The sequence below is a fragment of the Peribacillus sp. NPDC094092 genome (assembly GCF_050279365.1).
Lineage (GTDB): Bacteria > Bacillota > Bacilli > Bacillales > DSM-1321 > Peribacillus.
Genome location: NZ_JBNNUC010000001.1, coordinates 1,430,662 through 1,452,846, shown reverse-complemented (window position 1 = coordinate 1,452,846; position 22,185 = coordinate 1,430,662). Strand labels below are relative to the sequence as shown.

Sequence of the window (22,185 nt, the reverse complement as noted above, 5' to 3'; positions counted from 1 at the left end):
TAGAAAAGCCTCCCAACATTATGGGAGGCTTTTTTGATCATTAGGCTTTATGCATTTTAATTGCCGAACTGTTTTAGTAAAACGTTCATTTCAGAACTTAGTTTTAAAAATAAAGGTTTGTTTTTCATATCCAAGGCTTCATCGATCTTTTTTGCAAGGATATTCTTTTTGGTAGTAAGGACGGCTTCCTGAATAATCATATCAATCAACATTTCCTGAACCACGGCATCGTTTTTCATTTGGCTCATTGATAAGGACTTCACTGACTCTGAATAAGATTTTTCATTTTTCAAAGTTACCACCCCTGACCCTTTTTATTATTATATGGATTTGAGTGGATAAAATCAACTGAAAATTTTAAAAATTTAAATATTAATAGAGAATATGTCGTTTAGATGACGAAAAAGCCACTATATAAAAGAATTCTTAATTTTTTGTGAACTCCCTTTTCATGTGTAAAGGTTGTGCTATTATAGTGAGTAATTTAACATACATTTGCTATACCCCTTCACTCTTCTTGGACATCGAAGTACAAGCAATCTAAGAGTATAAGCTTCGGTAAAGTGAAAGCGGTGTTTTAGCAATGAGGAAGAGGTGGATTGAAAATGAAGGAAAACAATCAGGGAATCATAGAGGAATATGAAATCACGCCGCATACACTAATGGTTTCGCCAATCAATTACGGCAGTAAAATATATTCCCGTATCGTTGAAATGGAGGACGAGTTCATCTCCCCGTTTAAACCCATGGAAATAATAAAGAAAAGCTGCGAGTTCTTCGGATCGAGTTATGAGGGACGCAAGCAAGGCACGAAACAGCTCATAAATATCACACATAAAGCACCGATCGCGATCGATCCGACCAGTTCGATTTTCTTCTTTCCGACTACATCTCCGTTGCGTCCTCAATGCATCTGGCTATCACATGAGCATGTGGCATCCTATGATCGCCTGGATTCCAAACATACAACCATCACATTCAGGAATAGACAAACCATCGATATAGCAGTATCATGCAGTTCTTTCGAAAACCAGCTGCACCGGACATCTTTTTTAAAAACGAAATTGATCCAGAGGATTGAGGAGACAAAGATAAAATCCTTCTATCTGTTTTCCGATGCAAATGGGGCAAAGGCTTCAGAGGTTATGTCAAAGTATATACCGCGTTAGGGGGGATTCAGGGATAATCATCGAGGAAGCAAATGGGATTCATTCAAAATTAAAGCAAGCCCTTCTTACTAAAGAAGGGCCCCGGAATTAATCCTCAAATAATTCATCCATTAAATCGTCAATCTCTTTTCTTAACGTCTCAGTGCCTTCTTTGGAAATGGTGATGGTATCACCATCGATAATCAGCATATCTCCCACTTTTGCTCCCTTGGGAAGAGCGCTCTTAGGAAAATCCTTCATGTCGCCACCTTCGATTTCAACGACAGCGATCTTTCCCTCGAAGCGATCGATAATTCCTTGTACCATTTATTTCACCGTCTTTACAGTAATTTTCTGACCTGTAGAAGTAAAAATAATGTTACCTGATTTATCTGTGCGGTAAGTTTTGGCTTTCACTGAATTCAACCGTTTTACAACAGTAGAAGTAGGGTGCCCATATCCATTTTTCCCTACACTGATTACGGCGTATTTCGGTTTTGCTTTGTTAATGAAAGCTGAACTTGTTGATGTTTTTGCACCATGATGGCCAACTTTAAGTACATCCACAGCTGGTATCAGTTTTTTAGCCAGCATATCTGACTCTGCTTTTACTTCAGCGTCACCTGTAAACAAGAATGTCTTTTTGCCGTGTTTAAGTAAAAGGACTGCACTCCAATTATTTAAGTCAGACTTAGCATATTCTTTAACAGGTGCAATGAATTTAAGGGAATTATCCTTAGCCTTTGTGTTGATGTCCACGCCAGTCTGCGCCTTTTTTATTGTAAGCTTCTTCTTCTTAACAGCCGTTAAAAAGTCTTTGTATGCTTGGGTAGTATGAGAAACTTTAGGGGCATACACAGATTTCACATTAAGCGATTTAATCACATAAGCCAGACCGCCCACATGATCCGCATCTGGGTGGGTGGATACTAAGGCATTAAGTGTTTTTACCTTTTGTTTTTTTAGGTAGGCTACAACTTCATCGCCCTTTCCTTTACCGCCGCCATCGATCAAAACGTTTTCGTTACCGGTTTGAATAAGGATTGAATCTCCTTGTCCTACGTTGATGAAATGCACCTTCACATTTGAGGCTGCCTCGGTTGTTTTAAGTCCAGTGAATAAAGACAATACAAGAACAGCAACCAGTAGAATATTTATTTTCTTCATCTTTTTCCCTCCAAATAATAATTTACCATGTGTAACCGGAAAAATGGGGATTTGGACATGATTTTCTTTACGATAAAAAAGGAATCCGAGCAACTGAACCGTGGTTAGGCAAAATAAACCTGGGTATTTATGTTTAATTAACAAAGCTATTAATTTACAGGTGAAAACCGATAGAAAATCTATTTCTCCCAGAAGAGTAAATATGGGGTTGACATACTTGGTATTGAAAGAGCAGGCTACGTATCTGCAGTTGAAAGTACAGATGGTAATAGAAAGTTAGGTCTACCAGCTATAGAGAATTTGTTTACTGCTTAAGAATAATAGATGAATATAATGGAGTTCGATCGGATGATATTAGCAAATAGAGCTGAATAGATATAAAACTTATCATGGATATATACAAGATAGCTTTCAAAGGCAATTGATACCATATCGGAAATGTCTTGCACATTTGAATTAATTATTCGAAAAAGAAAACCATGCAAATAAAACATTTGCATGGTTTTTCATAAGAAAGAAGGATTGGGAAAATTTTTCATTGATCAAATAATAGGGAATAAGTTTGTTAATGTCACTTCAAAATGCAGAATATTATGGACACCCACGATGTATCAATATTTTTGTTCAGTGTTTCACAAACGTTCCGCGATAATACTTTTCATATTAATTGATGGTTTGGTAGGTATGGATATGCAATTAACAATATTTCACAAAAACATGAAACCGATTCTAAAATGATAGTGTTGGATAATGGTTATAAAAGATGATTTGTGATTAAAAACCAATTATGAATATACGAGCCCGGCCTATCATTCGCTAACGACTGTGTCCTTGAATCGTTGAGACATTCTTCGACGGGGAATGACATTGGTTTACTTTAGCATTTGTCGAAGCACCTCTTTCAAGGTAACTGTTTTCTGATTTTCTCATCAATGGGCTGGGTGCTGTTGGTTTGGTGAGGGCGGGTGTCACCCCAACCTTTGCCAAGGAACATGTAAATAACCTTGATTTAAAGAATCTCAAAACTAAAATGGTTAAGGATATTCAATATGCACTCTGGATTACATAGGTTATGCCTTGATCGAAAAGTGATTTTTCATTGCGCTAAATCCATGTTTGAAAAAGCCAATTATATGATGGTTATGGACAGGTGAATGGAGGTAAGTGAGTCTTATCGATATCGAGCTTCCAAAATTGACCTCCCGTATCTTTATGATGCAGGGAAGGTGAAATGCGTTGTTAATGGCCATACATTTTTACACGAAGGGCATCTGCATCCTTCCCGAAAGGCTCCAAACACCCATATTTCACAAACATTATAGTGGGGATGCCTGTAACCCGCTAATTCCTTGAACGGTGTTTCTTTTCGAAAAAGTAATAACATAACAAGTCTTCGGTTTTGTTGCGAAGGCGGGGGTTGAAATAATTATGATGTTCCTCGTACCCTTTATATAAAAAACAATACATCGTGAAGGATTCATCGCGTTTGATTTCACTAACCTTAATATTCTCCTTGCGTAAATATCGCCTTACCTCGGCAAGTTCGTCTTGAACCACTTTTAAAATATGTTCGACTAGCTCAGAATAGGGCCTTTTTAATTTAAACGGACTAATTTCGATGACCTTGAGATCCCGGTTTAAGACTGTTATAACCATAGGGAGGTAGATGGCTTTTTCAATCATATTTCGGTCATCTTCTGGAATGCGGGTCATCTTGACCGCTCCTTTCTACTAGCACGGTTTTTAATATTAGTATGTATATCATGCAAGAAAAAGAACATTTGTTCTGTTTTTTATCCTAATGTATTTTAAGTGTATATGCAAGCGGTTTTGATAAATCCAGAAATATTCGTTAACAAGATTATGTTTTCCGGAGTTAGGGAAAGTATGAAGGTATATGGGTAATAATTCTTGCAATTTCAGGGGAAAGTGATATATCTAAAATAAACAGTTTTTAATAAGTTTATGCTGCTTTGCTAGCAGCATGTCGAGGGAGATAATTATGGATTTGGATACTATACGTGAGTGGTTTACACTTGATCATATATCTGCACTTATTCAGCAATATCGCTCATTCGGTCCAATTCCAGGGATCTTACTGCCGATGCTGGAAGCTTTTTTGCCCTTTTTGCCTTTGGTGGTGTTCGTGCTTGCTAACGCAACGGCTTTTGGTCTCTGGTGGGGCTTTTTATTTTCTTGGATTGGTGCGGTAGCGGGTTCTTTTTTGCTCTTTTGGATTATAAGAAGATATGGTCAAATGAGGTTTTTCCGATTTTTGCAAAAGCATAAACAGGTGCAGAGGTTGATGGTATGGGTGGAAAGCCATGGATTCGGTCCTTTGTTCATATTGCTCTGCTTCCCTTTTACACCCTCGGCCATCGTTAATATCGTGGCAGGACTTTCAAAAGTCAGTCCCTTGCAATATGGACTTGCAGTAGTGGGAGGGAAAGCGGTGATGATCTTTACGATCAGCTTCGTAGGCTACGATTTAGTATCCTTAATTCATAAACCTGTGCGTACGATCATTATGGGGATTGTCATCTTTATCCTATGGTATGTGGGGAAAAGACTTGAACTCCGGTTAAATAAAAGCATGAAGAGGGAAGAAGGACAATAAATTAGTATATAAATGCAGTAGGGGTTGAACTGGATGGAAAAAACAAACAAGAATTCTTTATCCGATTGGATAAAACCAGCGATGATAGCTTTTGTTATTTACATCTTAATCCGTACATTTTTCTTTTCAAGCTATGATGTTGAAGGGGAGTCGATGCAGCCGACCCTAGAAGATGGAAATAAACTTGTCGTGAATAAAATCAATTACCAGATGCATGATATCAACCGTTTTGACATTATTGTTTTTCATGCGAATTCACAAGAAGATTATGTTAAGCGAGTTATAGGGATTGCAGGTGACCAAATTCGTTATAAAGATGATTGGCTTTACGTAAATGGTGAGAAAGTGGATGAGCCTTATCTTGAGAAATTCAAGGAAGGTTTCCCGGGACAGGACTTTACAGGTGATTTTACATTAAAAGAATTGACGGATGTGACCAAAGTCCCTGAGGGCAAGCTTTTTGTCATGGGTGATAATCGTCTTGAAAGTGCTGACAGCCGTCACTTTGGTTATATACCGGTTGAAAATGTTGTCGGTAAAGTGGATGTTCGATATTGGCCGGTCAAAGAATTCAATTATAAATTTACAGGTGAATGATCGTGGAAGCCCCAAATTATGTGGGCTTTTTCTTTTGGGGAAAAACACGAACGTACGATTGGTGTTTTTTAAAGTGAAACGGTAAAATAATAGAAAGTAAATCTAATTGGAAACAGAAACCTAGTCATGGTGACTAATGTATTTCTGGTATGATGAATCTAGATATTATGTTGTAAGGGGGAAAAAGAGATGTCACTCCGTTTTTTACTGGGAAGATCGGGTGCAGGGAAAACTTCGAATATATTGGACGAAATTCGATCTAAATTGGCAGAAGATCCCGAAGGAAATCCAATTATCTACCTCGTTCCTGATCAGATGACGTTTCTATCTGAATATAAATTAATTAAAACACCAGGCCTTGCCGGAATGATCCGGACACAGGTTTTTAGTTTTAGCAGGCTTGCTTGGCGCGTTCTTCAGGAGACCGGGGGGATGAGCAGGCTGCATTTGGACAGCGTTGGCGTTAATATGTTGATTCGGAAGATCATGGATGATAAAAAGGACGAGTTAAAGATGTTCCGTCGTTCTGCTGATAAGCAGGGGTTCATTGCACAGATGGAGCTAATGCTGGCTGAGTTCAAGCAGTATTGCATCCAACCTGATGACATTCAAAACCATTTGGCCAAAACCTCACAGGCCGGCAGCGGCATTCAGGATAAACTGCATGATCTGGAATTGGTCTATCAGGCTTTTGAGGATGAAATGGTTAACAAATATTTAGATTCCGAAGACTACTTCACTTTGCTGATCGAGAAAATGGCAGATTCTTTCTATATAAGGGATGCGGATATATATATCGATGGTTTTTATAGTTTGACTCCACAGGAACTGCTTATTGTGGAAGAAATGATCAAGCTGTGCAGAAGTGTAACGATTTCACTGACGTTAGATCAGCCCTACAGACAATATGCTCCGGATGATTTGCAGTTGTTCAGGCAAACGGGAAATCTATATCATCACCTTTATCAGGCTGGATTGAGGAATGGCATACCGATTTCAGAAGATCGAATCTTAAAAGGAACGGAAAGGTTTGGAAAGAGCCCGGGACTGAATCATCTGGAAACTTATTTTGCCATTCGGCCTGCCAAAGCGTTTGGGCAGTCGCCTGATGTAACGATCGCCCAGGCAGTTAACCGCAGAGCCGAGATTGAAGGAGTTGCCCGGGACATCTTGTCGCTGGTCAGGCAGAAACAGCACCGTTTCAGCGATATTGCGATTTTAGTCAGGAATGGAGAAGCGTACGCAGATATTTTACAAACCGTTTTTCGGGATTATCAAATTCCCTTGTTCGTCGATTCCAAAAGGACGATGCTGAATCATCCTCTGATTGAACTGATTCGTTCCACTTTGGAGATCATCAATGGCTATTGGCGCTATGAGCCGGTATTTCGTGCAATCAAGACGGAGCTTCTATTTCCGCTCCAAAATAACTTTGATAGAATGCGCGAACAGGTGGATAAGCTGGAAAACTATGTGCTGGCCCGTGGCATTAAAGGAAGCAGGTGGACGTCCAAAGATCGTTGGACATACCGGCGCTTCCGCGGACTGGAACTCGAGGACCGGAATCAAACGGATAAGGAAATGCAGCTTGAACAAGAGTTGAATGAGCTGAAGCAATTATTTACCGAGCCCATCTTGAAGCTTTCAAAACGTGTTAAAAAGGCTATTAATGGAAGGGAATTGTGTGAAGCCCTATATCTATATCTTGAAGAATTGCATGTACCGGAAAAATTGGAAAAGCTGAAACAAGAGGCAGAAGAAGCAGGTGATCTGGTATCGGCAAGAGAGCATGAGCAAACATGGAATGCAGTTGTCGACCTATTGGACCAATTCGTCGAACTGCTGAGCGGGGAAGAGCTTTCCCTGAAACAGTTTGCAGTTATCATTGAAGCTGGTCTGGAGTCTCTTGAATTTTCTTTGGTACCGCCTGCAATTGACCAAGTATTGGTTGCCAATCTAGATTTATCACGCCTGGATGATGTGAAGACAGCTTTTGTTATCGGCCTGAACGAAGGGGTCGTGCCAGGAAAAGCTGTATCTGACGGGATATTTTCAGATAGTGATCGTGAGGTGCTGCTGGCTGGTGGACTTGATGTTGCCCCAAGTTCAAAAGTGCGCCTCCTGGATGAAGAATTTACAGCGTACAAAGCATTTACTACGCCGGCTGAGGCCCTTTATTTATCATATCCTCTTGCCGATGAGGAAGGAAAGGCACTTTTACCCTCATCGTATTTGAAACGGGTAAGGGACGTATTGCCCAACGTGTCTGATGTGCATTATATGAACGATCCATCCGATTTGCCTGCTGAAGAACAGGTGAAATATGCTGCAAATCATGATGTGGCCCTTTCGTACCTGGCTGCCCAATTGCAGCTGAAAAAAAGGAACTATCCAATCCATTCACTATGGTGGGATGTATATAATGCCATTTTGGATGATGAAATGGCCGGTCCTTCAGCAACTAAGGTTTTATCGAGCCTTTTTTATCAAAATAGGACAAAGAAATTATCTGAGGAAACAAGTAAGCAATTATACGGTGAGAGCATTCTTACGAGTGTATCCCGGATGGAAATGTTCAATAGCTGCCCGTTTTCCCATTATGCCGCTCATGGCTTGAAATTGCGGGAACGGCAAATTTTCCGTTTGGATGCCCCGGATATAGGCGAGATGTTCCATGGCGCGTTGAAAATGATTTCGGATTATTTAAAGGACCATGATATTCCTTGGTCTGCATTGACCCCGGAACAATGCTTGGAGCTGGCCAGGATGGCTGTGGAGAGACTTGCTCCTAAACTCCAAAATCAGATTTTGTTAAGTACGAACCGCCATCACTATTTACGCAGGAAACTGGAAAATGTGATTGGCCGGGCCTCGATCGTATTGAGTGAACATGCAAAGGTAAGCGGTTTTGCCCCAGTCGGATTAGAACTTGGATTCGGAAAAAATGGCGAGCTTCCTCCACTTTCTTTCACATTGAAAAACGGTACGAAGATGGAATTGATCGGGCGGATTGACCGCGTGGATAAAGCGGAAGAAGATGAGGGTGTCTATTTGCGTGTGCTCGATTATAAGTCGAGTGAAAAGGAACTGAACATGAGTGAAGTGTATTATGGACTCGCGCTGCAAATGTTGACATACCTAGATATCGTTGTCACCCATTCCAAGTCGCTTATAGGAAAAGAAGCGATTCCAGCTGGCGTTTTGTATTTTCATGTGCATAATCCCGTTGTCAAATCAAAGGGAATGCTCAGTTTGGATAAAATTGAGGAAGAAATTTATAAAAGTTTTAAAATGAATGGACTTGTACTGGATCATTCAAATGTCATTCAGATGATGGATACTACGCTTGATATTGATAATTCGGGTAAGTCGGATATCATCCCAGCTGGATTTAAAAAGGACGGATCGCTCCTTGCGGCTTCCAAAGTTGCCAGTAGGGAAGAGTTTTCGCTTCTGAATCATCATGTGCGCCGCATTTATCAGGAGGCTGGTGATCGAATGGTCGATGGTGATGTGGATATAACCCCATATAAATTAAAGGAGAAAACGCCGTGTACTTTCTGTTCCTTTAAATCTGTATGCCAATTCGACCAATCACTGGAGGAAAACCAATTCAGGAATTTGGCACAGAAGAAACAAAATGATGTTCTTGAGCTATTAAGGGGGGAGGGAGAGAACGATGAGTAAAACAAAAATTCCTGCACTGCCAAAAGATGTGACTTGGACGGAAGATCAATGGAAAGCGATATGGGCTAAAGATCAGGACATTCTGGTTGCGGCCGCCGCAGGTTCAGGGAAAACAGCGGTGCTGGTCAATCGGATCATTCAAAAAGTCATTTCCGAAGAAGAACCAATCGATGTTGATGAACTGCTCGTCGTTACATTCACCAATGCCTCGGCTGCCGAGATGCGCCATCGGATAAGTGAGGCATTGGAAAAAGCGATCAATGATAATCCGCATTCACAGCATCTGCGTAAGCAGTTGAGCTTGATTAATCGTGCCTCGATTTCCACACTTCATTCCTTTTGTTTAGAGGTGATCAGGAAGTATTATTATCTGACGGATATCGACCCGGGCTTCCGGATTGCAGATTCTACGGAGATCCAGCTGCTCCGTGATGAAGTGATGGAAGAGCTTTTCGAGGAGCAGTATGGCCAAAGTGATAATGAAGAGTTCTTTAATTTGGTTGATGCTTTCACAAGCGATCGTAACGATGATGCGCTTCAGAATATCGTTCGATCGCTGCATGATTTTTCGCAATCGAATCCAGAGCCGGCCCGATGGCTCGATGGTGCAGCTAGCATGTATGAGTTGGCAGATGATGAAGGGATTGATGATCTTTCATTTATCGATTCATTGAAGTTCGATGTTGGCTTGCAATTGGACACTGCCAGGGACTTATTGGAACGCTCGCTTGCATTGACGAAAATCCCTGGGGGTCCGGCGCCAAGGGCTGAAAACTATATAGCTGATCTTGCCCTGGTTGCTAAACTATCGGAAGTGAAAGATCAATCCTGGAATGCTCTTTATGAAGAAATCCAAAATGTGAAATTTGGTACGGCAAAACGCCTTACTGGTGGAGATTTCATCAAAGAAGTTACGGATGAGGCTACTAAGTGTCGTGATAAGGCGAAGAAGATCATCAAATCGTTACAGGAAGAGTTATTTTCCCGTAAACCGGAAAGCTATCTGCGGGATATAAGGGAGCTCAAGGGCTATGTCGATACACTTGTAATGCTTGTTAAGCAGTTTGATGATCGATTTTTTGCTGCAAAAGCAGAAAAGAACTTGGTGGATTTCGCCGATTTGGAACATTATTGTCTTCAAATTTTGACGGGGGAAACTGTGGACGGTGAACGAAAACCATCAGCCGCGGCCGTAGAATACAGGAACCAGTTCAAAGAGGTACTCGTAGATGAGTATCAGGATACGAACCTGGTTCAGGAATCCATCTTAAAACTTGTGACGGCTGACGGCGAATATAATGGGAATCTTTTCATGGTTGGCGATGTCAAGCAGTCCATTTACCGGTTCAGGCTTGCGGAACCGAATCTCTTCCTTGGGAAATACACACGTTTTACTCATGATGGTGTCGATTCCGGACTGAAAATAGATTTAAACCGCAATTTCCGGAGCCGTAAGGAAGTTCTCGATGGGACCAATTTCTTGTTTCAACAGTTGATGGGCGTTACAGTCGGTGAGATTGTATATGATGAAGATGCCCAATTGAAAAAAGGTGCCCCATATCCCGAAGAAGATCCAAATCCGATCGAACTCCATTTAATCGATGGAACAGCTGATCCGGAAGCTCATTCGGAAACGGAAGGATCGGATGGCGGGTTTGAAGCCGAGGAGCTTGAAAAAGCACAGCTCGAAGCAAGACAGATGGCCAAGCTCATTAAAAAGGCTATAAGTGAAAAGCATCGGATATATGATACGAAAACCAAAAAGTACCGATCTGCCACTTATCGAGACATGGTCATTCTTCTTCGTTCGATGCCATGGGCACCGCAAATCATGGAGGAATTTAAAAAGCAGGGAATTCCAGTATATGCTAATTTATCGACTGGTTATTTTGAAGCGACCGAAGTGGCCATCATGATTTCCTTATTGAAGGTGATAGATAACCCGCAACAGGATATCCCATTGGCATCCGTTCTCCGTTCACCTATCGTCGGTCTGGATGAAGAAGAGATGTCACAGGTGCGTTTGTTCCATAAAGGAAGCTATTACGAAGCGCTAGCTGATTTTTACAGAAAGAGTGACCCGGAAGAACATCCGGGGCTTTATGAAAAAGCCTCTGCTTTTTATAAAAAACTCGTGAAGTGGAGGAAGCTTGCCAGGCAGGAAGCATTATCGGATTTGATTTGGCTCCTGTACCGAGAAACGCAGTTTTATGATTTTGCAGGTGGGATGCCGGGTGGCAAACAGCGTCAGGCCAATTTAAGAGCTCTGTATGACAGGGCAAGGCAATATGAAGCAAGTTCTTTCCGCGGACTGTTCCGTTTCTTGCGTTTTATAGAAAGAATGCAAGAACGTGGGGATGATTTAGGGGCAGCTCGGGCTTTAGGGGAACAGGAAGATGTAGTCCGGCTGATGACGATTCATTCCTCAAAGGGGCTTGAGTTCCCGATTGTGTTCATTGCCGGTCTTTCCAAGCAATTCAATATGATGGATTTACGCAAGCCCTATTTACTGGATAAGGATTATGGCTTTGCGGCAAAGTATGTGAATTCCGAATTACGGATAACTTATCCATCCCTCCCCCAAATGGCTTTCAAGAAAAAAAAGCAGCTTGAATTAATTGCCGAGGAAATGCGTGTCCTCTACGTAGCGCTTACAAGGGCTAAGGAGAAGCTTTATTTGATTGCCAGTATCAATGATGCTGAAAAAACGCAGCAGAACTGGGAAAGTAATGCTGCACATGGAGAGTGGCTATTGAAGGACTATGTACGGGCAGGTGCAAAAAGTTATCTTGATTGGATTGGTCCATCCCTTGTCCGACATCGGGATTCTCTTGGTGATGCTGGTCTTGGCTTGGAAATGGAGTCGCATCCATCGAATTGGTCCATTTCCGTCATTCCAAGTGAAGAGCTTGCTGTTCTTGATGAGGAAGAGGCACTGGTTCAAGAGCAAATGCTTGATCATGTCCAGAAATCGGAGAAGGTCGGTATCGTTTCCGAGTTTTATGATGATATCAAGGAACAGCTGGAATGGGAGTACCCAGAGCATGATGCGACGGTGTACCGTTCCAAGCAATCCGTTTCTGAACTAAAACGTCAATATGAACTCAAGGACGAGCAAAGCTCCACAGAGTTGTTGCGTAAATTTAAGCGACCTATCACGAAGCGGCCGACTTTCATGCAAGAAAAGTCACTGACTCCTGCCGAAAGGGGTACGATTACTCATTTAGTCATGCAGCATATCGATCTATCTAAAGAGATTACCATTCAATCGATTCAGGAACTGATCGTTGACTTGATTCAACGTGAGTTGTTGACGGAGGAACAGAAAGCAGCTGTGGAACCTGAGACGATCCTCGATTTCTTTGACAGTGAAATCGGGCAAAGAATGCAGAGGGCCGGAAGCATTCGCCGTGAAGTGCCATTTACGATGTCGTTGCCTGCAAAGGAAGCTTACAGCGATTGGGCAGCGGGAGATGAAGAAATCCTTATTCAAGGTGTGATTGATTGTATCTTTGAGGATGAACAAGGTCTTGTGCTCCTCGATTATAAAACGGATACCATAACCGGCCGTTTTGCTAGCGGGTATGAAGGGGCTAAAGAGATTCTTGCCGATAGATACCGGATGCAGCTTCAGCTGTATACGAGGGCTGTTGAAGGGATCATGAATAAGAAGGTAACCGGCCGTTACTTGTTTTTCTTTGATGGCTCGCATTTATTGGAAGTATAAGAGAGAGGAGTGTCCCATTGATGTGGGACGCTTCTTTTTGGTCGAATAAACAGAATAGTTTGAAAATGTGTAAATGCTTCCTATATACTAGTGGAGAAAAATACCTTTTTAAAGGAGTAGAGAAGAGTATGACGAGTGAGATCAAGAGCAAGGGATACTTTGGTGAGTTTGGTGGAAGCTTCGTACCGGGTGAACTACAGGAAGTTATGGATATTTTGGAAACGGAATTCCTGAAATATAAGGATGACCCGGAATTCATTGAGGAGTTTCAATATTATCTGAGAGAATATGTCGGACGCGAAAATCCGTTAACACATGCGAAGAATTTAACGAAAAAGGTTGGCGGGGCAAAAATATATTTGAAGCGTGAGGATCTGAATCATACAGGTGCTCACAAAATTAATAATGCGATCGGACAAATCCTGCTCGCTAAACGGATGGGTGCTAAACGCATCATCGCAGAAACGGGCGCTGGGCAGCATGGTGTGGCGACTGCGACAGCATGTGCGATGTTTGGCATGGAGTGTGTGATCTATATGGGTAAGCTGGATACGGAGAGGCAGGCATTGAATGTTTTTCGGATGGAATTGTTGGGGGCAAAGGTCGTAGCGGTCGAAAAGGGACAGGGTCGATTGAAGGATGCCGTTGATGAGGCTTTGAATGATTTGGTGCAAAACTATGAAAATACTTTTTACTTGCTTGGTTCAGCAGTGGGACCACACCCATATCCAACGATCGTTAAGCATTTTCAATCAATCATAAGTGAAGAATCAAAGCGCCAGATCCTTGAAAAGGAAGGAAAGCTGCCAACTGCCGTCATTGCTTGTGCAGGAGGGGGAAGTAATGCGATTGGTGCCTTTGCCCATTATATCGATGAAGAAAATGTCCGTTTAATTGGTGTAGAGCCAAGTGAAGCACCAAGTATTTCGCAAGGTGTCCCGGCAGTATTGCACGGATTCAGAAGTTTGACGTTAGTGGACGAACAAGGGGAACCTAAACCGACATTTTCCATAGCAGCCGGATTGGATTATCCAAGCGTAGGACCCGAGCACAGTTTTTTGAAAGATAGCGGACGGGCGGAGTATGTAACGGTTAAAGGGGAAGAAGCTCTTGAGGCTTTTCAGGTATTATCCCAAACAGAGGGGATCATTCCAGCTCTCGAAAGCTCACATGCCCTAGCTCACGCCATCAAGCTCGCAAAGGAGTTAACAAGAGATGATCTGCTGATCGTCAATTTATCAGGCAGGGGAGACAAAGATGTCGAGCAAGTATTTAACATGTTAGAAGAATAGGCCGAATTTAAAAGCCTCCCTGGAGATGGGAGGCTTTTTCTTTGACTAGTTATTCCCTGTAATGGGCTGGTCGACCCCATTGACATCAAGGACATTGCTGCCGTTCAGGCCATTTGCAGTAAACACGATTGCAGCTGTGTTCGCTGAACCGGATCCGGCAACCGATTTGGAGGAAGACTTAGGGGAAATGACGGCGCAATCACCGAATAGCAGGTTTCCTTCCGCGACATTAAATACTTGAACTGGGCCGATAATGGCTGGCATATGAACACCTCCTTTAAAAGTTTAAGTGTAGTTGGTTGAATCCACGACTGGCGTCTCTTCGTTTTTTTTAGGAACCTCCCGAATATGTTTCACCCTTGACTCCATACGTGCATGGCCTACATTCCCCACACCAACTACAGATGAGGCTGATATCCCGATAATATTGATATTGCCGACCCGTATAAAGGGATTCGGATTTGAAAAACTTGAAATGACTGGTTCATTCAATCTCGGAATATAAAATGGTCTCTTGAAAATTTCATAATCTTCGAAATGAATATCGACTGACTGGAAAGTTTCACTTCTCTTTTGGACGGCTAAAGCCTGGGAATTACCATCTATATATGAGGTATCCCCGATTTGCAGAGTGGAGCTGAATGATGTCGTGTCGGATACTAAAGATTTTACTTTTGATATTCTAGAAAACATGTTATTTATCCTTCGGGAGTAAGCGGCACGAGTGGCCCGATAATAAGGGACTCCGGTGGGGTATCGAATGCTGAGGATAGCTGGACCGTTTGTACATCCCCTATGAGAAATAAAGCAGAACTTGCTACACCGGTAATTTTAATATCTCCTACGCAAAGCTGGTGATTGGTTACATTAAACTCCATTTGGATTTCCTCCTGTCTCGGCTTGTGAATGGGTAATGAATTGAAATAGTGCGGTTTGAATATCGGATTTCACCCTTTCCCTGATCTTTTCCTTGATATTATCCCTTTGCTGCGGAGCACGTTCCGCGTACGAAAGATTATCGAAATACATATTGATTCGTTGATGCAGCTGGCGTTGGACGTCCTGCTTAATGAAGTCATGATAAGAGGGTTCCAATGATGTTTTCAGCTGGTTTTCCGCATCGTGAATCATATTCTCCAAGTCTGAAAGTATATCGTTGTGAATTTCCTGGACGACGATCTCCCTGCCTGGAAATAGGTTTGGGGCAGGTTGAACGGGCTGGTTGTTGACGGCAAATTCATCAATGTTGTTAAGATCAGTTGGATTTAATCCGATATTCAATGTTCCATCTAGAGATTCGACCTTTAACTGATCGAATTTATATTCAATTTTATCAACATGGATTGGCGGTTTATTTTTCAGCTCGGCTAGTTCATCTGTCAGGCGTTTGAGTTCGTGTTCAAGTTTCATGATCCGTTTATCCTGGGCTTCAAGAAAACGCTGCATTTGTATGGAATACGAATAAAGATCCTGATTCACGATTCAACACCCCACCCTCACAATAAGTTAATTTCATATAAGACAGTATATGAAAAAGTCGGAGGTAGGTGAATGCCTATGAACTAGGAAGGTGTAAACGGGACGAAACTGGTTAATGGGATTACATCAGTTTCAATTTCCGGAGCAGGCTCAGTGAATCCACCGGTATTGGCTAATGTGGAATATGGTTTAATCACCCCGGCGCTTCCTATTTGAAAAACGGATGAATTGGCGATGCTTTCAATTTTTATCATATTGATTTGTATGGTCTGGTGAATATTGAAGATCATGCTGACTCCTTTCTAAAAACCATCAGAGATTTAAGACCAGTGGCTGATCGACACCATCTGTATCATTTGTATTTGTGGTGCTGTAGGCATTATAGAGGGATATGGATTCACCTGTATTAAAAGAGCCAGCACCTGCAAACGTTTTTGAGGTGGAGAATGGACTTATTTTAAAGACGTCACCGATATGGACAATCCCACTGCTACCGACGTTGATGACTTGAACGACTCCTACGATGGCCGGCAAGAAAATCACCCTTTTTTTATTCTGGTTTTTCCCCTGAATCTCAGGCCATGAGCCTATCACTGAAGGGAGTTTCAATGTATTGTATGTTGACTGATGATTGATGTGATTCATCTGCCTATCAATATATTGTTATATAACAATGTTGAATGTTATTGAAAGTTTGATAACAGATATGGTAATATAATGTTAATTCAGAATATTGAAATAAAATAAGAGGTGAGGAAATGAATGTACCATTAGTATTATCGCATTTCTTGGATCGAGCAGCCTTACTATATGGCGATAAGAAAGCCATCATTGGAGATGACAAGGTTTTAACATATTTAGAGCTGAACGGTCGTGTAAACCAGCTTTCCAATGGTTTAAGGGACCTTGGAGTCAAAAAGGGTGACAAGGTGGCATATCTGGCACCTAACTCAATTGAAATGCTTGAAGGCTTTTATGGGGTATTTCAGCTTGGGGCAGTAATCGTTCCATTGAATATCCGTTTGAAGCCTGCCGATTATGTATTCATTTTGAACCATAGCGAGTCAAAGGTCCTTTTCGTAGATCAGGAATTGTATCATCTAATTTCCCCTGTCAAGGATGAACTTGAATCGGTGGAGCACATAATCGTTCATTATAAAAACGAAGAGATAAATGCAACCGATTACAACCATTGGCTGGAACGTTATGATAACAAGTGCTTCAACCGGGAGTCCGTGGATGAAAATGATGTTTCCAGCCTCCTTTATACTAGCGGGACAACAGGAAATCCCAAAGGGGTGATGCTGACTCACCGCAACAACTATTTACACGCCCTGGGTGCGATGCATCATTTCAGGGTCAATGACCGCGATACATATTTGCACGTACTGCCGATGTTCCATGTGAATGGGTGGGGTGCCCCATTTTATTATACGGCAAATGGTGCCACTCAAGTTTGTTTGAGGAAAACCAGCCCCAAAATGATATTTGATGCCCTGCAAAAACATAAGGTTTCCATTATGCATATGGCACCAACGGTTCTGAATTCTCTTTTTCAATATCATGAACGGAATGTTCCGAATATTGAGCAGGATATCCGAATCGTCGTTGCGGGGTCCGCACCGCCTCCTGCATTCGTTACAAGGGTGGAAAAAGAGTTAGGCTGGGAATTCATTCAAATTTACGGAATGACTGAATCAACACCGGTTAGTCTGATATCGCTGATTCGTTCTGAATTCGATGATCTTTCGGAAAAAGAAAAATACAGAATGAAGGCGAAAGCAGGATATCCGATCATTGGCAGTGAGGTAAAGGTCATCCATGACAATGGTGAGGAAGTGGCCCATGATGGCATGGATATCGGGGAGCTAATCGTCCGCAGTCATGGAGTGATGTTAGGTTATTGGAAAAATGATGAAGCGACAAGCCAGACTTTGAGAAATGGGTGGCTGCATACAGGGGATATGGCCACGATCGATGAAAATGGCAATGTTGATATCGTTGACCGTAAAAAGGATATCATCATTAGCGGCGGAGAAAATATCTCTTCCATAGAAGTGGAAGGAGTACTATACGAACATCCGGACATTCTTGAAGCGGCAGTCATTGCCGTTCCCCATGAAAAGTGGGGAGAGACGCCGCATGCCTTCATTGTGCCAAAAAGGGGCGTGGAATTAACGGAGTCTGATATAAAAGCCTTCACACGCGAAAAACTAGCTCACTTCAAATCCGTCACCAGTGTATCGTTCGTCGATGAGCTTCCAAAAACGGCATCAGGAAAAATACAAAAAATCCATCTCCGTAATGATTACTGGGAATCTAAGGGGAAAACAGGCAGATTCGTTAATTGATGACTCGCTAACGCTGTTCAGAAATGATCAGCGTTTTTTTCTGTTTCCCTTTAAATTCGGTTTCATATTAAACTATGAAGAGTAACTCATGCCATTGGTGGATAAGGACGATCATTTTAGGAGCAATGGAATTTGTTTCGATAAAAAGCTTCCTGTTTAACGATAAAGTGTTACTATTATAAAATATTTCAAATTATTATGATTTTTCTTTTTCGTCTTGTTGATTCTAAGAGTTTTGGATTGTGGGGGAGAGCATTGAAACGTATTCATTATAGCTGGGTTATCTTAATCATAACCTTCTTCTCGATTATTGTAGCGGGAATCGTCAGGTCATCATCGGGAGTCTTCATCGTACCATTTGAAAGGGAGTTCGGGTGGGATAGGTCCGTCATATCTTTAGCTTTCGCCATAAGTCTTTTTCTTTATGGATTATCGGGTCCATTCATGGCAGCTCTAATTGAAGTGCTTGGATTGAAAAAAATGATGGTATTGGCCATGTCCACTTTATTGGCAGGGATCTTCCTCACTTTTTTCATGGAGCATGAGTGGCAGCTCATTTTAATTTGGGGAATTATCATTGGATTGGGGTCTGGAGTGTTTTTAACGGTATTGAGCCCATATGTGGCAAATCGTTGGTTCGAGAAGCGGCGAGGGCTGGCGGTCGGGATACTGACGGCAAGTACAGCCACAGGCCAGCTCATTTTACTGCCGGTTTTAGCCATCATCATTGAGGATTTTTCATGGAGATGGGCGATTGGATTAATATTGATCCTTAGCTTGATCATGCTGGTAATCATCCTATTATTCATGAAAAACAATCCGAGGGAAGTTGGCACTCTTCCATATGGATTAGAAGAGGAAAATTTGGAGACTGTTATAGTCCAAAGGAAGAACCCAATCGCCATGGCTTTTCAGTCATTGATTGAAGCGGTGAGAGTGAAGGAATTCTGGTTATTGGCGGGGAGCTTTTTTATATGCGGACTTTCAACGAGCGGGTTGATCGGCACACATTTCATTTCTTACTGCATTAGTTTTGGCTTACCGGTTGTGACGGCAGCATCACTGTTATCTTTCATGGGAATTTTTGATTTGATCGGTACGACTGTATCCGGGTGGTTATCAGATCGTTTTGATAACCGCTGGCTGTTGTTTTGGTATTACGCTCTAAGGGGTGCCTCCCTCGTATTGCTTCCTTTTGCGTTAAATGAAGGCTCAATCGGCCTATTGATCATCTTCTCCATTTTTTATGGCTTGGATTGGATAGCCACCGTTCCTCCGACCATAAGCATTTCAAGGCAAGTCTTTGGCATAGAGAAGAGCGGGATTGTATATGGGTGGATATTCGCTGCCCATCAGGTGGGCGCAGCAGTGGCGGCGTACGGTGGAGGGCTTATCTTCAAAATATTCAATTCCTATACATGGGCATTCTTCCTTGCAGGAATCTTTTGCTTATTGGGCAGCTTGTTTGTCATACTGATAAAAAAGCAAAAAGCGGTCACAAAAGTTAAGGATGATGCAATGGAGTTATAAATCTGTATGGATGAAAGAGGGTGACCTTATGAAGGGCACAATAGCACCATTACAGGAAAGTAAACGGATCGTAAGTATCGATGTTTTACGGGGATTCGCCATTTTAGGCATTTTTTTAGTGAATATGCCTTCTTTCCACTCTCCGCTCTTGTACATAGATGGTGCCGAGCGGTGGTCCGGTGGATGGGACAGGATTTTGTACAGATTCAGTGATATTGTCGCACAGGCCAGCTTTTATCCTTTATTCGCCTTTCTGTTCGGTTTCGGGGCAATCATACTAGCTATAAGGACTGAAGAAAAGGGTATTTCATTTCCTATACTATATATGAAAAGGCTAAGTTTCCTGCTGATACTTGGGTGCATTCATGCTTTTTTCATCTGGCATGGGGACATCCTCATCAATTATGCTGTATTTGGGTTTGCGTTTTTATTTTTTTATAAAATGAAGGGCAGGAATTTAATCCTGCTAGGCTCGGTTTGTTATGTCCTGCCTTTTGCGATATTGGGTTCGCTATTTCTTATATTGGGCTTTTTTGATAGGGAAGGGATGGCAATAACGACTGATTCGGCGATGATGAAACAGTCTTTGGAAGTTTATCAATCTGGTACATTTACGGACATAATGAGTCAAAGGGCACTGGATTGGTATATGGTGAACAACCCTTTTAATGCCATAATCCTTTTTCTATCGATTTTTCCGTTTTTTTTAATTGGAGCAGGCGTTGCAAAACAAGGCATTCTCCAAAATCCAGCCCAATATAAACGACAATTGAAAATGCTTTCGATTGTAAGCTTGCTATTGGGCATATCATTTAAGATTCTGCCATATGTGACGGTTTACCATTTTGGTACGATATTCGTGCAGGATTATTTGGGAGGCCCGTTACTTACGATTTTTTATATTACGGCTATCGTACTTTTGGCGGAACAGGCAGGGGCTTTCCGCCTCTTACATCCGCTTTCGTATATCGGAAGGATGTCGATGAGCAATTACTTGTTCCAATCGATGGTATGTACGGCCATTTTTTACTCATATGGCCTTGGTTTATATGGATCAGTCTCTTACTCGAAGGGATTTGTTTATTTAATAGCCCTGTTTTGCCTGCAAATTCTGCTTTCCTTATTGTGGATGGGGCTGTTTAAATACGGACCGGTTGAATATATGTGGCGATGGGTTACATATGGCAAAAAGCCGTTTATGCGCAGGTAGGGACCTATTAAGATTAAATGTAAATGAAGTTCATTAAATTGTTGGTTTTTACCCATTCAGTTAGATCCTTAGTTTTGTTTTTTTGTAAATGCCTATGATATGATGAAATGGAAACTGAACGAGGGGGCATAAAAATGACACATATGCATATTACGGCTTGGGTTATCGGAATCATTCTTTTCTTTGTTACATATTCGATGCTTAAAGGTGGAAATCCGAAAGCGAAAATGCTACATATGATAACACGGTTGTTCTATTTATTGATTTTCCTGACTGGCGGTATGCTGATCACTGATTTTGGTGCTTATGCAGTAAAAATGATTGTTGGAATCATCGTGATTGCGGCGATGGAGATGGTGCTGGTCCGTACGAAAAAAGGGAAAAGCACGGGTGCCATGTGGATATTGTTCATCGTAGCGTTTGTATTCGTCCTTTATTTAGGGCTTTCGCTGCCACAAGGAATGGACTTTTTTTAATGCAGAATTGAAGACGGGTAAATGAGGAAACCTCATTTACCCGTTTTCTTTTACCCATTATTGTGAATTCACTTTCTCAATGACGATCCTTTTTCCAGTGTTCAGGGTGAATTCAAAACGATCATGATCCTTTTTCCCGTAAGAAAAGTGGTGCTGGACGAGGCATATTTGGCTCTCGTTATCAAAGGTGAAGAAATTAACGCCGGACTGGTTAGGGACGGCCCTTAAAAAGGTGAGCTGGTTATAACTATATATACAATCATAAATAGAAAAATCAAGTGAATTCAATGTCGTTACAAATTGGAAAAAGGAATCATCGTTCAATTCTTCCAATAGGCGTTCAAAAGAATAGAGCAGTTTTTTGCGTATCCGAATGGGCTCATTTTCCCTTAAGAAGGTGATTTCCCGATGAAGCAGGATTTTTCCCTCTTCTTCTACTACTCCTTGCTGCCAGCGCCCACCCCTGTACACTTCAATGATGCTATCAACGTGGTCTTCAATGGAGCAGGCCTCATCTGTTTCATCATCGAAAAAGATCCATTGTTGATTGATATTTTCCACTGTTCCTTCGGTAAAAGCTCTTGTTTGCCTGTTCATTAACTTGGTTCGTTGTTGCTGACTCATACATATACCTCCAATAGTGGAATCCTCACCTACTTTTTAGTCAAAATCCAATGAAAATATAACTGTATATTTTAAAATATTATGGACAAATAACCATCTTTCCGTCTTTGCATAGGCTATGTTTAAACACGGGATGCTTTGCTCAACAATTCATTAACAACGCCGGGCGATGTGGGCAGGGCAGTCCTACGGAATTGCTGATCGATACTTAGGGGATGTAAATCTTTTTTAAGACAGGGAGCCAATATATTTTTGATAGTCCGGATAGAAAGGATGAAGT

21 protein-coding genes are annotated in these 22,185 nt (G+C 41.7%); 10 read left to right on the top strand and 11 right to left on the bottom strand.

What is annotated here, in order from left to right; translation table 11 throughout:
* Window positions 1-56: 56 nt before the first annotated feature.
* Window positions 57-293 (bottom strand): IDEAL domain-containing protein, encoded by a 237-nt coding sequence (locus tag ACQKNS_RS06955; RefSeq protein ID WP_427641766.1) that lies wholly within the window; start codon window positions 291-293, stop codon window positions 57-59.
* Between the two features lie 312 nt (window positions 294-605).
* On the opposite strand from ACQKNS_RS06955, the gene ACQKNS_RS06950 reads away from it, so the two are divergent.
* A complete protein-coding gene (locus tag ACQKNS_RS06950; RefSeq protein ID WP_427641765.1) occupies window positions 606-1,169 on the top strand; it encodes a competence protein ComK in 564 nt (187 codons plus the stop codon).
* A gap of 87 nt (window positions 1,170-1,256) precedes the next feature.
* Here the strand turns inward: ACQKNS_RS06950 and ACQKNS_RS06945 are convergent, their stop codons facing one another.
* The 3 genes from ACQKNS_RS06945 to ACQKNS_RS06935 form a co-directional block, all read right to left on the bottom strand.
* Window positions 1,257-1,475, bottom strand: coding sequence for a DUF3006 domain-containing protein (locus ACQKNS_RS06945; RefSeq protein WP_427641764.1), 219 nt, complete (start codon window positions 1,473-1,475; stop codon window positions 1,257-1,259).
* Window positions 1,476-2,315, bottom strand: coding sequence for a ComEC/Rec2 family competence protein (locus tag ACQKNS_RS06940; protein WP_427641763.1), 840 nt, complete (start codon window positions 2,313-2,315; stop codon window positions 1,476-1,478).
* A 1,341-nt stretch (window positions 2,316-3,656) separates the two neighbouring features.
* Window positions 3,657-4,028, bottom strand: coding sequence for a hypothetical protein (locus tag ACQKNS_RS06935; protein ID WP_230300926.1), 372 nt, complete (start codon window positions 4,026-4,028; stop codon window positions 3,657-3,659).
* Between the two features lie 289 nt (window positions 4,029-4,317).
* Between ACQKNS_RS06935 and ACQKNS_RS06930 the strand changes: the two genes are divergently transcribed.
* The 5 genes from ACQKNS_RS06930 (at window position 4,318) to trpB (ending at window position 14,235) form a co-directional block, all read left to right on the top strand.
* A complete protein-coding gene (locus tag ACQKNS_RS06930) occupies window positions 4,318-4,932 on the top strand; it encodes a TVP38/TMEM64 family protein (protein ID WP_427641762.1) in 615 nt (204 codons plus the stop codon).
* 33 nt (window positions 4,933-4,965) lie between these two features.
* Window positions 4,966-5,529, top strand: coding sequence for a signal peptidase I (lepB, locus tag ACQKNS_RS06925; RefSeq protein WP_427641761.1), 564 nt, complete (start codon window positions 4,966-4,968; stop codon window positions 5,527-5,529).
* A gap of 189 nt (window positions 5,530-5,718) precedes the next feature.
* A complete protein-coding gene (gene addB, locus ACQKNS_RS06920) occupies window positions 5,719-9,216 on the top strand; it encodes a helicase-exonuclease AddAB subunit AddB (protein WP_427641760.1) in 3,498 nt (1,165 codons plus the stop codon).
* Window positions 9,209-12,943, top strand: a complete 3,735-nt coding sequence (gene addA / locus ACQKNS_RS06915) for a helicase-exonuclease AddAB subunit AddA (RefSeq protein ID WP_427641759.1) — start codon at window positions 9,209-9,211, stop codon at window positions 12,941-12,943. Before addB ends, addA begins: the two co-directional genes overlap by 8 nt.
* Window positions 12,944-13,071: 128 nt before the next feature.
* A complete protein-coding gene (gene trpB, locus ACQKNS_RS06910) occupies window positions 13,072-14,235 on the top strand; it encodes a tryptophan synthase subunit beta (RefSeq protein ID WP_427641758.1) in 1,164 nt (387 codons plus the stop codon).
* Window positions 14,236-14,280: 45 nt separating this feature from the next.
* Here trpB and ACQKNS_RS06905 read toward each other — a convergent pair whose 3' ends face one another.
* The 6 genes from ACQKNS_RS06905 to ACQKNS_RS06880 form a co-directional block, all read right to left on the bottom strand.
* The gene (locus tag ACQKNS_RS06905; RefSeq protein WP_427641757.1) at window positions 14,281-14,499 is read right to left on the bottom strand and encodes a spore germination protein; all 219 of its coding nucleotides are present in this window, start codon (window positions 14,497-14,499) and stop codon (window positions 14,281-14,283) included.
* A gap of 21 nt (window positions 14,500-14,520) precedes the next feature.
* Window positions 14,521-14,928, bottom strand: coding sequence for a spore germination protein GerPE (locus ACQKNS_RS06900; protein WP_427641756.1), 408 nt, complete (start codon window positions 14,926-14,928; stop codon window positions 14,521-14,523).
* Window positions 14,929-14,933: 5 nt separating this feature from the next.
* Window positions 14,934-15,113 (bottom strand): spore gernimation protein GerPD, encoded by a 180-nt coding sequence (locus ACQKNS_RS06895; RefSeq protein ID WP_076367219.1) that lies wholly within the window; start codon window positions 15,111-15,113, stop codon window positions 14,934-14,936.
* The gene (gene gerPC, locus ACQKNS_RS06890) at window positions 15,103-15,714 is read right to left on the bottom strand and encodes a spore germination protein GerPC (protein WP_427641755.1); all 612 of its coding nucleotides are present in this window, start codon (window positions 15,712-15,714) and stop codon (window positions 15,103-15,105) included. Before gerPC ends, ACQKNS_RS06895 begins: the two co-directional genes overlap by 11 nt.
* A gap of 83 nt (window positions 15,715-15,797) precedes the next feature.
* Window positions 15,798-16,004: a spore germination protein GerPB gene (locus ACQKNS_RS06885; protein ID WP_427641754.1), complete on the bottom strand. Its 207-nt coding sequence runs from the start codon at window positions 16,002-16,004 to the stop codon at window positions 15,798-15,800.
* Between the two features lie 22 nt (window positions 16,005-16,026).
* Window positions 16,027-16,248: a spore germination protein gene (locus ACQKNS_RS06880; protein ID WP_241590647.1), complete on the bottom strand. Its 222-nt coding sequence runs from the start codon at window positions 16,246-16,248 to the stop codon at window positions 16,027-16,029.
* A 224-nt stretch (window positions 16,249-16,472) separates the two neighbouring features.
* Here ACQKNS_RS06880 and ACQKNS_RS06875 point away from each other — a divergent pair, with 224 nt between their 5' ends.
* The 4 genes from ACQKNS_RS06875 to ACQKNS_RS06860 all read left to right on the top strand — a co-directional run bounded on the left by ACQKNS_RS06875 (window position 16,473) and on the right by ACQKNS_RS06860 (window position 21,281).
* A complete protein-coding gene (locus tag ACQKNS_RS06875) occupies window positions 16,473-18,065 on the top strand; it encodes a long-chain-fatty-acid--CoA ligase (protein WP_427641753.1) in 1,593 nt (530 codons plus the stop codon).
* Between the two features lie 255 nt (window positions 18,066-18,320).
* Complete coding sequence (locus tag ACQKNS_RS06870) at window positions 18,321-19,595, top strand: MFS transporter (RefSeq protein WP_427641752.1); 1,275 nt, start codon at window positions 18,321-18,323, stop codon at window positions 19,593-19,595.
* 28 nt (window positions 19,596-19,623) lie between these two features.
* Complete coding sequence (locus ACQKNS_RS06865; protein WP_427641751.1) at window positions 19,624-20,805, top strand: DUF418 domain-containing protein; 1,182 nt, start codon at window positions 19,624-19,626, stop codon at window positions 20,803-20,805.
* A 134-nt stretch (window positions 20,806-20,939) separates the two neighbouring features.
* A complete protein-coding gene (locus ACQKNS_RS06860; RefSeq protein ID WP_427641750.1) occupies window positions 20,940-21,281 on the top strand; it encodes a YisL family protein in 342 nt (113 codons plus the stop codon).
* 57 nt (window positions 21,282-21,338) lie between these two features.
* Here the strand turns inward: ACQKNS_RS06860 and ACQKNS_RS06855 are convergent, their stop codons facing one another.
* Window positions 21,339-21,905, bottom strand: coding sequence for a DUF2777 domain-containing protein (locus ACQKNS_RS06855; protein WP_063232220.1), 567 nt, complete (start codon window positions 21,903-21,905; stop codon window positions 21,339-21,341).
* Between the last annotated feature and the right edge of the window lie 280 nt (window positions 21,906-22,185).

What these genes read in the sequence shown, in the direction of transcription:
- ACQKNS_RS06945 (WP_427641764.1), bottom strand. Translation starts at nt 1,475, where the DNA reads ATGGTACAAGGAATTATCGATCGCTTCGAGGGAAAGATCGCTGTCGTT.
- ACQKNS_RS06860 (WP_427641750.1), top strand. Translation starts at nt 20,940, where the DNA reads ATGACACATATGCATATTACGGCTTGGGTTATCGGAATCATTCTTTTC.
- ACQKNS_RS06855 (WP_063232220.1), bottom strand. Translation starts at nt 21,905, where the DNA reads ATGAGTCAGCAACAACGAACCAAGTTAATGAACAGGCAAACAAGAGCT.
- lepB (WP_427641761.1), top strand. Translation starts at nt 4,966, where the DNA reads ATGGAAAAAACAAACAAGAATTCTTTATCCGATTGGATAAAACCAGCG.
- ACQKNS_RS06865 (WP_427641751.1), top strand. Translation starts at nt 19,624, where the DNA reads ATGAAGGGCACAATAGCACCATTACAGGAAAGTAAACGGATCGTAAGT.
- ACQKNS_RS06930 (WP_427641762.1), top strand. Translation starts at nt 4,318, where the DNA reads ATGGATTTGGATACTATACGTGAGTGGTTTACACTTGATCATATATCT.
- ACQKNS_RS06940 (WP_427641763.1), bottom strand. Translation starts at nt 2,315, where the DNA reads ATGAAGAAAATAAATATTCTACTGGTTGCTGTTCTTGTATTGTCTTTA.
- ACQKNS_RS06875 (WP_427641753.1), top strand. Translation starts at nt 16,473, where the DNA reads ATGAATGTACCATTAGTATTATCGCATTTCTTGGATCGAGCAGCCTTA.
- ACQKNS_RS06900 (WP_427641756.1), bottom strand. Translation starts at nt 14,928, where the DNA reads ATGTTTTCTAGAATATCAAAAGTAAAATCTTTAGTATCCGACACGACA.
- ACQKNS_RS06950 (WP_427641765.1), top strand. Translation starts at nt 606, where the DNA reads ATGAAGGAAAACAATCAGGGAATCATAGAGGAATATGAAATCACGCCG.
- ACQKNS_RS06905 (WP_427641757.1), bottom strand. Translation starts at nt 14,499, where the DNA reads ATGCCAGCCATTATCGGCCCAGTTCAAGTATTTAATGTCGCGGAAGGA.
- ACQKNS_RS06895 (WP_076367219.1), bottom strand. Translation starts at nt 15,113, where the DNA reads ATGGAGTTTAATGTAACCAATCACCAGCTTTGCGTAGGAGATATTAAA.
- ACQKNS_RS06935 (WP_230300926.1), bottom strand. Translation starts at nt 4,028, where the DNA reads ATGACCCGCATTCCAGAAGATGACCGAAATATGATTGAAAAAGCCATC.
- trpB (WP_427641758.1), top strand. Translation starts at nt 13,072, where the DNA reads ATGACGAGTGAGATCAAGAGCAAGGGATACTTTGGTGAGTTTGGTGGA.
- addA (WP_427641759.1), top strand. Translation starts at nt 9,209, where the DNA reads ATGAGTAAAACAAAAATTCCTGCACTGCCAAAAGATGTGACTTGGACG.
- addB (WP_427641760.1), top strand. Translation starts at nt 5,719, where the DNA reads ATGTCACTCCGTTTTTTACTGGGAAGATCGGGTGCAGGGAAAACTTCG.
- ACQKNS_RS06885 (WP_427641754.1), bottom strand. Translation starts at nt 16,004, where the DNA reads ATGATCTTCAATATTCACCAGACCATACAAATCAATATGATAAAAATT.